An 11,746-nucleotide genomic window follows, 5' to 3' on the forward strand; every position below is an offset into this window, starting at 1 on the left:
GATTTTAGTGCGATTAGAAGTAGTATTCAACACCAACAGATACTTCACTAAATGAATCTGATTTCCAGCGGTCATAGCTCATGCCTGCGTTACCAGATTCAACTGTGTTGCCGCCCATTCGAACATCACGAGCACGTACGTAAAGCACCGCTGACGGGTCAACAAAGTACATGGCCTGTGCAGAGTAGGTATCATCGGAAGAATTTTCTACGGTATTACCATTCACTTCTAAATCGAAGTTCTTGGTGTAGCCGACTTTAAACTGCCAGTCGTTTACGGTGTACATTAAACCGGAGGTCATTGCATTTTGTTTCTCTTCACGGCCTACATCAGTACCTTCTTTAACATTTGCATCTTGCATACGGTACTGAGCAAAGAAAGAAATTCCATTTTCAAACCAACCTTGAACACCCACTAAGTAAGTGTTGTTGTCCCAGATACGGCTAAACGATTTTTCTGTTTTTGGGTCATGCGCAGTCGTATCTAGTGTGCCATCTGTAAATGACTCAGCGGTATCACGGTTGATTTCGTAAGCCGCATCAAATTGCAATGGACCAACTTTATAGTGCGCTGCACCGCCTTGCCAGTAACCTTGGTCACTACCTGTTGCGGCTGCTTTTGTGCGGCCAGCTGCAACGTCCAAAGAAAGATTGCCCCATGCAGGTGAATCCCAACGAACCGAATTTGATGAACGGTCTTGGAACTTAGCACCACCAATTAGCCCGCCCCAGTCATATACATCACCTAGACCTGGGTTTGATCCCGGCCAATCGACTACTTCGTATAATGGCGTTAAGACGCGACCGATTCTAACTTGACCAAAAGAATCAAAGTCTTCAAATCCAACGAACGTATCACGTTCGCCAAAACCACCTTTGGCTTCATGGTCGGAATAGGAAGGGTCAACGTATCCGCTTTCGACTTGCCAGATGAATTTAGGGCCAAAGTTCTTAAACTGTTTCGAACCACGGAAGCCGATTCGGCTTTCATTGTTGGTTTGAAAACCCGTTAAGTTACTGTTGTCTGTTTCATAGTCACGATAGTGAGCCTGTACTGCAATGATGCCGTACACTTCGTATTTTGCATCGGTTTCTTCTGCAATTGCAGGGGTTGCAACCATTGTTACTGAGGCAACTGCGGTTGCAAGTAGAGAGCGTGTAAATAGCTTGTTCATGTGAACTCCTAAAATATAGCTGTAATTTTTAATGTGAGCTTCATCGGGTTGGCCGCTGATGAAGCTCAGTTAACTTGTTGATTTATTGAGAACGTGAATTAGGTTACTCGCAAATTGGATTGTGAGAACAGGTAGGGGGAAGTTACATGATATCCTTCAAAATTTAGAAGTTGATAGGAATATAAATTCAATTAAATCAGTGGTATGGGATGGTTTTGTGATATTTGCTCAATGAGTTGTCAATAACCTAAATGCGAGTGACTTCAAATTATCGCAGTGATGTGAGATGAGCCGCATATGAGTTTTAGAATAAAATTGGATAAGCTTAGGTTGATTTAGAAGTCTTTGATAATGAACTGAGAGGTGACTCTCATTTAAATTGTGCAGAAACCTACAAAAAACGATTATTAGTGATGGATTAGGGAACTTTCCTTGTGAAGTAAGATCCTTGCTCAAAGCTTTATTTGTCCATAGGATAGGGGCAGACAACAATAAAAGGGAGCACACCAAATGGTGGCAAAAATAACAACGGCGCATCAAGGCCCAGAATTATCTGAGTTAGTTCAAGGTTATTGGCGATTGGCTGAGTGGAACATGTCTCCACAACAGCGATTGGACTTTCTAAAGCAGCATGTTGATTTAGGGATTACAACCGTTGACCATGCGGATATTTACGGCGGTTATGAGTGCGAACAGTTATTCGGAGAAGCGTTAGCGTTAGACCCTTCGGTCCGCGAGCAAATCGAGATCGTGACTAAATGCGATATTAATTTATGCGCAAAGCACCCACAGCGAAAAATCAATCATTACGATACCAGTGCGCAACATATCTTTAAGTCGGTAGATAATTCGTTACAACGAATGAATATCAACGAAATTGATGTTCTGCTTATTCACCGCCCAGACGCGCTAATGGATGCAGATGAAGTCGCAGACGCATTCGCGGAATTACATAAAGTCGGTAAAGTGAAGCACTTTGGGGTGTCTAACTTTTCACCTCGTCAATTCGAACTGTTGCAATCACGGATCAATAAGCCTCTTGTGACCAATCAAGTCGAAATTAATCCGCTTAACTTCGACGTTGTGCACGACGGCACTTTGGATCAACTGCAGATGAATCGTATTAAGCCAATGGCTTGGTCGTGCTTAGCGGGCGGGGATATCTTTGGCGGTACTGATGAGCAACATGTTCGAGTACGAGATGAGCTAAATGCCATTGGTAAAGAAATTGGCGCGAAGAGCTTAGATCAAGTTATTTATACTTGGATTCGTCAATTGCCATCTAACCCTCTGCCAATTCTAGGTTCAGGTAAAATCGCTCGAGTAAAAAGTGCCGTTGAAGCTTTGTCTTTAGAAATGACACGCGAGCAATGGTACCGAGTATGGGTTGCGTCTAAAGGTCACGGTGTGCCTTAGCCGACAAGCTGACTAAAAGTAGACATTAAAAAACCAGCGAGTATATCGCTGGTTTTTTTTATCTGAATTTAGCGGCTAGAAACCTGCAAATTGATAACTGATGCCAAATTCAACAGCCCAACCAAATGGCCTTTGAACCAGTGGACTGTCGTAGTTATGGCTTTCCATTTTAATTTTGCTCAGCATAATCAGTTTTCGAGAAAGATCGTATCGACCAATAATCCCCGCTTCATATACCCAAGAAGCACCAGCATTGAATTGATCAAGGCCACTTGCCGCTGATTCTGAAGCAGATACGCCATACAAATGCTGTGATAGTTTCTCGTCGCGCCAGCTGAATTCTAAATATGGCACCATTTCAAATCGGCGCATGGTGCTGATTGGTTGAGAAACATGAACTTGAACTTCTTGTCCTTTATGAACAGCCATGACGTCGTGTAGGTAAGTTAGTCGTACGTTAGGCGTCCCGAGTGTGAAACCAAATTCCGCATTGCCATTACGGTCTGATATACCTGTTGGCAGTTCTGCAAATCGGCCACCTACTTCCATCCAGCGCCAACTTCCTGACACGCCCACGTAAGGCAATATATACAAGGTGCCCAAATTGTCGTCAACAAAGCCTTGTCGGCTTTCGTAATAGAGGTCGGGGACAAAGTTCCAAGCGGCGCTGTTTGAAGTCGTAAAGGCACTTTGATTGTAGGAAATACTCGCACCCGCGTAGCCAAATGCGTCATCTTTATCAATGCCAATAACCGCCATGGCTGAGGTAGAGAATAAGGCTAAAAGTAACAAGCTCAGTTTTTTCATAATAACATCCGTGAAAGGCACGACGCATGGTGCCTAGATCTAATCACCTAAGCATCATTCTTAGGTTCGCTTTTTAAGTGCAGCAATAATTATACCAAAATTACATACAGTGCGAGCTTTGGTTTTATGGGAAAGTTCAAATAGATAACGCTGTCACGTTTTGATGTTGCTTGGTTCTTTAGCGTGATTGTGAGTTATGTTCGAATCTAAGGGGTTGATTGGTTGGGGCTTCGCTTGTCTATCGATGATCTTTATCACTAACGGCAATTCACTGCCGTACTTTTCTCCGTTTAAGCAACTCAAATACCATTCACTCCTTTAAATCCCCGTTTATCGCATTGGTCTGTTTGTCTTCGTCGATAGCAGTAAGCTAATCAACATCGAAAACAAATCGGGAACTTGTTATGAAAACGCTTACTCACTCTTTTAAGAAAACATCGGCACTTTTGGCTTCAGGCTTATTGTCGCTTGGGTTATTAACTACTGCATCAACCGTTATTGCCGCTCCGTCTGAAGCGCTTATCAGCCAATACAACCAAGCCGCAGCCGGTGATGAAGCCTTGGTTGAAACGGTTGTGACAGAATTGACCACGTTAATTGATAACGAAGGCGCGAACCCCCTCACTTTAGTGTACTTAGGCAGTGGACAAACACTGCAAGGGCGAGATGCATTTTGGCCTTGGAATAAAATGAAGTTGGTGGAGAAAGGGTTAGCAACCATAGATAAAGGTTTGAACCTGATGGGAACTCAAAAAATAGCCAGCGAACAACAGACCGTCATTATGGGTTTACCTGAAAGTTACATGGCACGAGCGATAGCTGCGACGACTTATAGTCAGCTACCAGATATGTTCAACCACTTTGAACGTGGTTACGACTTGTACCTTGATTTGCTAGATGAACCGTATATCCAACAAGCACCATTTGAAGCGACATCATGGATATATGCGTATGCAATTGAAGCTGCGATTCGTGCTGAAGATGTCAATCAAGCAAAGTTGTGGTTGGCGGTCATGGAACAACGTGGACCGGAAAGCAACGACACTATTGCGGCTCAGTCTCTAATTAATCAAGCGTAGTTGGGAGGCAGTATCATGCTTAGGTTTAGTGAAATTGAAAAACAATATCAATTGGGCCAGTTAAGTGTTCACGCACTCAATAACGTTGATGGTTGCATTCAAAAAGGTGAAATGGTGGCCTTATGTGGACCATCAGGCTCCGGTAAAAGTACATTACTGAATATTTTGGGCTTACTGGACATGCAATATCAAGGTGAGGTTTTACTAAACGGAGTACCGCTGCCAAAAGACAAAAATCAAGCTGCGAATATACGTCGTCAGCAACTCGGTTTCATTTTTCAACGTTTTAATTTAATGCCGGTGATGACGGCGTTGGAAAATGTATCGTACCCACTGCATTTAAACGGTGTGTCTCTTAAGGACCAACAAAAGCGTTCCAGCGACATGCTGGAAAGAGTAGGGCTTAAAGACTTCTTGCATCACAGGCCAGACAACTTGTCCGGCGGTCAGCAGCAGCGAGTGGCTATTGCAAGGGCGCTTGTGAACAATCCATCATTGGTCATTGCTGATGAACCGACAGCTAGCCTAGATAGCCAAACCGCAAATCAAGTGATCGAAATAATGAAATCACTCGGTCACGAATTTAACACTACGTTTGTTGTTGCTACGCATGACCCTCGTATGGCCAAACATTGTGACCGTGCTATTCAATTGCTAGATGGTGAGATCAATAAGGAGTCATTGAAATGGGTAAGTTAACTGAAAAACTGATGCCTTACAGTTACAAATTGGCGTTACTCAACTTAATGCGAAATGGCAGACGAAGTCTGTTGTCTATCACCATAATTTCGATAGCGGTATTCGCGATGGTCAGTGCGGGTGGGTTTGGTTTATACACGTATGAGTCTTTGAAAGAATCGACGGCGAGAGAAACTGGCCACCTAACCATCAGCCAGCCAGGTTACTTTGAACAAGATGAAGAAATGCCGTTGAGCAATGGTCTCACTGCTAGCGAACACCTCATCCCGCAAATTATGAAAGACGAACGCGTCCGCAGCGTGCAGCCAAGAGTATACCTTTCTGGTTTAGTTTCTAACGGCAATAAATCGACAATCTTCATGGGCATTGGCGTTAATGACAGAGAATTCGATATGAAAGGCCCGTTCCTAAATGTGATAGAGGGGAAGACCTTGTCTAACGTTGAGTCGACGCGTTTTGACCCAGCAGAGCCTGAGATAATGCTAGGCAGTGACCTCGCGCGAAACCTCAATGTGAGTGTTGGCGATTGGCTGACGTTACTAGCAACCACATCTGACGGAGCATTGAATGCATTTGACTTTAAAGTCAGAGGTATTTATTCCACCGGTATTCCTGAGTTGGATAAGAGACAACTCTATATTCATATTCAATCGGCGCAAGAGCTTCTCGTGAGCGAAAAAGTCAGTACGTTATCGGTCTTCCTATTTGAAACGAAATTTACAGCGCCGGTACAAGAAGCGTTAACTACGCAGCTTGGCGATGTGAGCCAGCAGGGCTTGGAAATTACGCCATGGGAGGATCGGGCTTTTTTTTACAAAAAGGTAAAAGATCTTTATGACCGGATCTTTGGCATCATGGGAATAGTGATGGGGTTGGTCGTTTTCGTTTCCCTGTTTAACACCATGACCATGTCGGTAACCGAGAGAACGCGTGAAATAGGCACGTTGTCTGCGTTAGGGTGTTACCCTCGTGAAATCGTTGCTGGATTTTTACGCGAATCAGTCATATTGGCCACGGCTGGGGCTCTTATAGGTACGATTTTAAGTGGACTCGCGACATTGTTGTTACTTGTCGTTGATATTGAAATGCCACCGCCACCGGGGCACACGGAAGGTTACCCTCTCAACATCTATTTCTCACTTGAGTTAGCCGCATACGCGGGGGCCGCCGTGATTATCATTTGCTTTATTGCCGCATTCATTTCCGCTCGCAAGGGTGTCAATCGCCCTATTACAGAGGCACTGATTTATGTATAAGTTTCAGGTTTATTTTCAAAACGTCACAAGCTTCATTAAGAGCGGGTTTGTCCTAGTGGTCTTGACTGTGTGTTCGGCGCTGTTAGCGATTTCCGCTCAGGCGAGTGAGGATGTTTCCGCGATGTTGAAACAAGCGGATCAGTACCGACTGGATCAAGAGTCGGCTAAAATTGTCTCTGTTGTACGTTTGTACCAAGGTGGCGAGTTAGACAAAACGCAGAAGTACCACGTTTATTCAAGGCCTGAACGCGAGTCGCTGGTGGTATTTAAATCAAAAGTAGAAGCAGGGCAAAAAATGTTGATGCTCGAAGACAACTATTGGTTAGTTATGCCTAAAAGCCGTCGTCCTATACGCATTACACCCATGCAAAAATTGTTAGGTGAAGCGTCAGTCGGAGACATTTCAACCTTAACGTGGAGTGAAGATTACCAAGGCACACTCATCGCATCCGAAAGCATAGAAACTGAAACAGGAAAGCCGGCTCAAGCGATAAAACTGCATTTAGTCTCGACCACAAAAGGCGCAAGTTATCACAAAATTGACCTGTGGATCACCGAAGATAACTACTTCCCGATAAAAGCCGATTTATATCTTCGATCGGGAAAAATGGCAAAACAAGCGAGGTTTGAGCAAGGCAAGCGTAATGGACAACTCGCCGTTACCGCGATGACATTGCAAGACAGCATTCAACCAAGCAAAAAAACCGTCATTGAATATCAATCCATTACGCAAGTAGAGCTAGAAGACAAGTACTACAACCCGTCATATCTCGTTCGTAATACGGTATCGGAGTTATAGATGAAACGTTGGCCTTTGCTACTCGCTTTCGTGTCTTCTCCATTCGCTCTGACAACAGCATGGGCGGGCGATGTTTCCTTTAACTGGGATTGGATGATCAGCGCACAACATAATAGCGTTAACGAACAAGCGCAGTATTTCCCTGACAACCGATCAAGCAATGGCTCAATAAGCGGCCTACTGGACTTAGAAGTGATGGGGCAACAGTGGGTAGGTTTGGCCGCAATCAAAGCCAACGATCTTTATCACTCAGACAACGCCAGCTCTGTTTCGAGTGAAGTGATCCTACGAGAACTGTTTTGGCAAGGCAGCGTAGAGGTGGCGGATACGTCCATTGATATTACAGCGGGAAAGATGAGATTGGATTGGGGCGTCGGTTACGGATATCGCCCGCTGGATTTATTTAAACCATACCGACGTAACCCAATTGGTATTCAAGTTGAAGAGGGAGCCGGCGTTTTGAGCTTTTCTCATTTTGATGCGACGGGTGAATGGACATTACTCGGAACTGATTCATCGTGGACAAGCCAAGAGATGACCGACCTTGAAGACGCAAAAAAGCAAAAAGGTATCGGAGTTCGTCGGTATGGCTTAACGGGAGACAGCGAGTATCAGTTGATCGCTTACTACGATGATGTAAGAAAAGGATTGGTTGGCGGAAGCTTAGTGTCGGTCGTGGATGCATCGTGGGAGTTTCATGGTTCCGTGGTCTATCAAAATGAATACGTTGGATATCACTTTCCAACGTCGGCGTCACGGTATAGTGTGCCAGAAATACGAAGTGAAATAGGAGCAGTGCAGGCTCTTGTCGGTCTAACTTGGGCAAGTGAAACGGGTCATAATATTGTGCTTGAGTATTGGTACGATAGCCGTGCATGGAGCAATAACCAGTGGCAGAAAAATCATCATAATAGCCAGTTGCTGAGGCAAAACAGGAATGTGTCCGATGTTCGGTACGGCTATGCCAATGGTTATCAGCAGGAAAACATCGTGCAGCACAATGTGATGTTGCATTGGAGCTTTGATAGCTCTGGTTGGAGTCACTATAACTTGAGTGATTATGGGCTGAGTGCTGATGCATTGTCTTCACTGACTCCTTTAGTCGACCTGCTCTATTCACCCGAGGATTCAGGGGTGATTCTTACTCCGAAATTAACGTATGAATGGCTGAACACAGGGGCGACGCAATTTGAAACCGAACTTGCTGCACGTTTTCTACTCGGAGATGAGCGATCGGCCTATCAAAATTTACCAGATAAGAATATGATTTTATTGAATCTTAAAGGACGGTTCTAAATGGTGATGAAGTTTTCAATAAAAAATAAGTGGCTAAAAAGCGTTCTACTTACATCGCTATTTTGTGCCATCATTGCGTTTGCTACCATGCTCGTATGGCCATCTAGCTATTATGATCACGCACTTATTAGTTTCGGCTACGGTTACAGTGCAATCATTAGTGCCCGTATCATTACTTGGCGATTCCCAAGCCTCACTGCGCGACAGAGCGATGCGTTTAGTGTTATTGGTGCTTTGATCTTTGGATCAATGAACGCAGGGTGGTGGCTAGGCTATTTTCACGGCGATGAGAGTGCCGCAGGTATAGAGTCTGTCATTATGCTTGGCGCGGTGTTTACTGTGACTTGTTTTTATTACTTTTACGCACATGAGCAAAAAATCATGGCCGACAAAGAGCTTGAACGGTTAAAAAGAGTTCAGTCGGAGCAAGAAAAAGCCATTGTCTTAGGGGAGCTAAAACAGTTACAAAGTCAGATAGAGCCACATTTCTTGTTCAATACACTGGCGAACATTAATGTTCTGATCGAGCATGATCCAAGTAAAGCTCAGCGGATGTTAACCCAGTTGACAGAGTTGCTAAGAGCAACGTTGAAAAAAAACAGGACGCAACTTTCAACGATTAAAGAAGAGTTGGATCTGGTTGCTGCCTACTTAGAAATACAGCAAATTCGGTTAGGTGACGATTTTACTTTTGATATTGAATGCGAAGACAAGCTCGCAGGATTAGCACTGCCTCCACTATTGCTTCAACCTTTGGTCGAGAACGCGGTACTGCACGGTGTTGAACCGTTAGCAGAGCGAGGACATATTGAAGTATCGATTAAGCGAGAAACAGACACATTGTGTGTACGTGTTTCTGATAATGGTCAAGGGCTCAACCCGGCGTCTCCCGCACATAAATCTGGTGGGAATGGCATTGGATTACAGAACGTAAGAGAGAGATTGACGGCGTTGTTTGAAGCTGACGCTAACTTGCAGATTAAAGAAAACCCGCTCAAGGGCGTGACGTCTCAAATTTGTATTGGGATTCCATCTATGCAAACACTTTCCAAAAATAAGCATGACAAAAAAACACTTTAAGGGACAAGGATGCCATCAAATATGATCACTGCCGTTATTGCCGACGACGAGCCTTTATTGCTCCATCATCTGAATAAACTGTTAGGGGAGGCGTGGCCACAACTCAATGTGCTAACCAAAGCGAGTGACGGAAAAATTGCCTTTGATGCGATCTTGGAACAAGAGCCAGATGTGGTTTTTCTGGATATCCGAATGCCCAACCTAGATGGTATTACGCTTGCCAAAAAAATCAGCAAGCTTAATAAGGTTCCCTACATTGTATTTACGACCGCCTATGATGAGTATGCGGTTCAGGCGTTTGAACACAGCGCAGTCGACTACCTCTTGAAGCCATTATCTGAAGACAGACTTTACCAAGCTTGCCTCAAGCTCCAGCAACGGATTGAGGCTGGGTTACCTCGTCATATCCCAGATGTTTCTGCGCTTGTAGAGCAGTTGCAGCAGGCGAATAAAGAGGCTCCCAAAGAAGTACTCAATTGGATAAGAGCGACAAAAGGCGAAGAAATACATTTAGTTCCGTGTGATGAGGTTTGTTATTTCAAAGCAGAAGATAAGTACATTTCTTTGTTTACACGTCAAGGTACACAATTTAACGAATATTTAATTCGCACGTCATTAAAAGATTTATTGAGCCAGTTAGATGACGAACTATTTTGGCAAATTCATCGTTCTACTATCGTGAATGTGCGGAAAGTCGAAAAAGTAAAAAAAGATTTTACAGGTAAAATGCACGTGAAAATTGCAGACAGACAGTTACCAGTAAGCCGCGCCTGCCAAGCGTTATTCAAAGGTATGTGATTTCATATGTTCGAGCTCAATTCTTTTTTTGTTGTTTTGCGTTAAACATATTCGTGGTTTGAGGTTTTTTTACTTGTTTTAGGTACGGCTTTCACATCACAGAAACAATCTGACACATTTATTTACTAAGCCAATTGCAGTAACTTTAGCAATATAGCAGTCGTATAGACACCTCTTGCTGCGAGTTGCAGCCTTAATAATAGTGGTTTAGTGAATGAAAAAAACAATGCTTAGTCTCGCGGTTGCGAGCTCTCTAATTCTCGTTGGTTGTGGTGAATCTGCTACCGGATCAAAAGGACAAGGAGCTGCGCCTCTTGTAGAAGCAGTTGCTACGCAAGTCGTTGAGCACCAACAAAGTAAAAGCTACGTTGGTCGAGCAACAGCAGTCGAAGATACTGACATTATTTCGCAAGTTTCCGGTTATCTCGAAGCGAGGCTGTTCACCGAAGGTCAAATGGTAGAAGAGGGCGATTTGTTGTATCAAATTGAACCCGCACCTTTTCAAGCGCAAGTAGCTACAGCAAAAGCAGCGGTTGCTCAAGCCAATGCTAATTTGAAAAAGTCTCAAATGGACTTTAAACGTGGTAAGAACCTACTGCCTAAAGGCAACATTTCTCAGTCAGAATTCGATTCATTGACCGCCAAGTTACTTAGCGCAGAAGCCGAAGTTGAAGCGAGCAAAGCTCAACTAACCATCGCAGAAGTCAACCTATCTCACACAACCATCGTTGCTCCATTTACTGGTCGTATTAGCGACAGTGAAGTGAGTACGGGTGATTTACTCTCTCCATCGTCAGGTGTGTTAACCACTCTAGTCAGCTTAGACCCAATACACGCATCGTTTAACGTAAGTGAGCGTGAGCGTATTCAGTTCGGTATGGATCGAATGACGGGCAGCGGAGAGGGCACCGCGAATGCGTTAGAAGTGGTTGTCATGTTAGAAAACGGCAATGCATACGAACATACAGGAAAATTGGATTTCGTTTCAAACCGCATCGACGTTAAGACAGGTACTATTGCGCTTAGAGCGGTTGTGCCTAACCCTGATCAAGTTTTATTGCCAGGGCAGCACATCAAAATTGCCATTCAAGAAAAAGCTCCGACAGATGTAGTCGTCATTCCACGACGTGCGGTTCAAAGTGATCTTGAAGGTGACTTTGTCATGGTTATCGCTGATGGCAATATCGCAGAGCGCCGAAATGTAGAGATGGGACGTCAATTAGAAGAGGGCATCATTATTTCAGAAGGGCTGAGCCCAGACGAAGTTGTGATCATAAAAGGTTTACAGCGAGTGCGTAATGGCTCTCCTGTAACTCTCAACGAATCAGCAGACGCTAAGTAA

At 44.2% G+C, this 11,746-nt stretch carries 11 protein-coding genes; 9 read left to right on the plus strand and 2 right to left on the minus strand.

Features of this window, described 5'->3' with window-relative positions; genetic code table 11:
* Positions 1–13: 13 nt before the first annotated feature.
* Positions 14–1,174, minus strand: coding sequence for a porin (locus QWZ04_RS13180; RefSeq protein WP_290328699.1), 1,161 nt, complete (start codon positions 1,172–1,174; stop codon positions 14–16).
* Between the two features lie 510 nt (positions 1,175–1,684).
* Here QWZ04_RS13180 and QWZ04_RS13185 point away from each other — a divergent pair.
* Positions 1,685–2,590, plus strand: coding sequence for an aldo/keto reductase (locus tag QWZ04_RS13185; protein ID WP_290328701.1), 906 nt, complete (start codon positions 1,685–1,687; stop codon positions 2,588–2,590).
* Between the two features lie 75 nt (positions 2,591–2,665).
* Here the strand turns inward: QWZ04_RS13185 and QWZ04_RS13190 are convergent, their stop codons facing one another.
* A complete protein-coding gene (locus QWZ04_RS13190; protein WP_290328703.1) occupies positions 2,666–3,397 on the minus strand; it encodes a MipA/OmpV family protein in 732 nt (243 codons plus the stop codon).
* 404 nt (positions 3,398–3,801) lie between these two features.
* Here QWZ04_RS13190 and QWZ04_RS13195 point away from each other — a divergent pair, with 404 nt between their 5' ends.
* From QWZ04_RS13195 to QWZ04_RS13230, 8 genes are all read left to right on the plus strand, one after another.
* Positions 3,802–4,476, plus strand: coding sequence for a hypothetical protein (locus tag QWZ04_RS13195; RefSeq protein WP_290328705.1), 675 nt, complete (start codon positions 3,802–3,804; stop codon positions 4,474–4,476).
* A gap of 15 nt (positions 4,477–4,491) precedes the next feature.
* Positions 4,492–5,175, plus strand: coding sequence for an ABC transporter ATP-binding protein (locus QWZ04_RS13200; RefSeq protein ID WP_290328707.1), 684 nt, complete (start codon positions 4,492–4,494; stop codon positions 5,173–5,175).
* The gene (locus QWZ04_RS13205) at positions 5,163–6,431 is read left to right on the plus strand and encodes an ABC transporter permease (RefSeq protein WP_290328709.1); all 1,269 of its coding nucleotides are present in this window, start codon (positions 5,163–5,165) and stop codon (positions 6,429–6,431) included. The genes QWZ04_RS13200 and QWZ04_RS13205 overlap by 13 nt, the downstream gene beginning before the upstream one ends.
* Positions 6,424–7,230, plus strand: coding sequence for an outer membrane lipoprotein-sorting protein (locus tag QWZ04_RS13210; RefSeq protein ID WP_290328711.1), 807 nt, complete (start codon positions 6,424–6,426; stop codon positions 7,228–7,230). The genes QWZ04_RS13205 and QWZ04_RS13210 overlap by 8 nt, the downstream gene beginning before the upstream one ends.
* On the plus strand, positions 7,231–8,526 hold the full coding sequence (locus QWZ04_RS13215) for a hypothetical protein (protein WP_290328713.1): 1,296 nt from the start codon (positions 7,231–7,233) through the stop codon (positions 8,524–8,526).
* Positions 8,527–9,606: a sensor histidine kinase gene (locus QWZ04_RS13220; RefSeq protein ID WP_290328715.1), complete on the plus strand. Its 1,080-nt coding sequence runs from the start codon at positions 8,527–8,529 to the stop codon at positions 9,604–9,606.
* A gap of 9 nt (positions 9,607–9,615) precedes the next feature.
* On the plus strand, positions 9,616–10,404 hold the full coding sequence (locus tag QWZ04_RS13225) for a LytR/AlgR family response regulator transcription factor (protein ID WP_290328716.1): 789 nt from the start codon (positions 9,616–9,618) through the stop codon (positions 10,402–10,404).
* A 214-nt stretch (positions 10,405–10,618) separates the two neighbouring features.
* A complete protein-coding gene (locus tag QWZ04_RS13230) occupies positions 10,619–11,746 on the plus strand; it encodes an efflux RND transporter periplasmic adaptor subunit (RefSeq protein WP_290328717.1) in 1,128 nt (375 codons plus the stop codon).

Source organism: Vibrio tapetis subsp. quintayensis (genome assembly GCF_030409945.1).
Lineage (GTDB): Bacteria > Pseudomonadota > Gammaproteobacteria > Enterobacterales > Vibrionaceae > Vibrio > Vibrio quintayensis.

What these genes read in the sequence shown, in the direction of transcription:
- QWZ04_RS13215 (WP_290328713.1), top strand. Translation starts at nt 7,231, where the DNA reads ATGAAACGTTGGCCTTTGCTACTCGCTTTCGTGTCTTCTCCATTCGCT.
- QWZ04_RS13225 (WP_290328716.1), top strand. Translation starts at nt 9,616, where the DNA reads ATGCCATCAAATATGATCACTGCCGTTATTGCCGACGACGAGCCTTTA.
- QWZ04_RS13195 (WP_290328705.1), top strand. Translation starts at nt 3,802, where the DNA reads ATGAAAACGCTTACTCACTCTTTTAAGAAAACATCGGCACTTTTGGCT.
- QWZ04_RS13220 (WP_290328715.1), top strand. Translation starts at nt 8,527, where the DNA reads ATGGTGATGAAGTTTTCAATAAAAAATAAGTGGCTAAAAAGCGTTCTA.
- QWZ04_RS13205 (WP_290328709.1), top strand. Translation starts at nt 5,163, where the DNA reads ATGGGTAAGTTAACTGAAAAACTGATGCCTTACAGTTACAAATTGGCG.
- QWZ04_RS13210 (WP_290328711.1), top strand. Translation starts at nt 6,424, where the DNA reads ATGTATAAGTTTCAGGTTTATTTTCAAAACGTCACAAGCTTCATTAAG.
- QWZ04_RS13230 (WP_290328717.1), top strand. Translation starts at nt 10,619, where the DNA reads ATGAAAAAAACAATGCTTAGTCTCGCGGTTGCGAGCTCTCTAATTCTC.
- QWZ04_RS13180 (WP_290328699.1), bottom strand. Translation starts at nt 1,174, where the DNA reads ATGAACAAGCTATTTACACGCTCTCTACTTGCAACCGCAGTTGCCTCA.
- QWZ04_RS13190 (WP_290328703.1), bottom strand. Translation starts at nt 3,397, where the DNA reads ATGAAAAAACTGAGCTTGTTACTTTTAGCCTTATTCTCTACCTCAGCC.
- QWZ04_RS13185 (WP_290328701.1), top strand. Translation starts at nt 1,685, where the DNA reads ATGGTGGCAAAAATAACAACGGCGCATCAAGGCCCAGAATTATCTGAG.
- QWZ04_RS13200 (WP_290328707.1), top strand. Translation starts at nt 4,492, where the DNA reads ATGCTTAGGTTTAGTGAAATTGAAAAACAATATCAATTGGGCCAGTTA.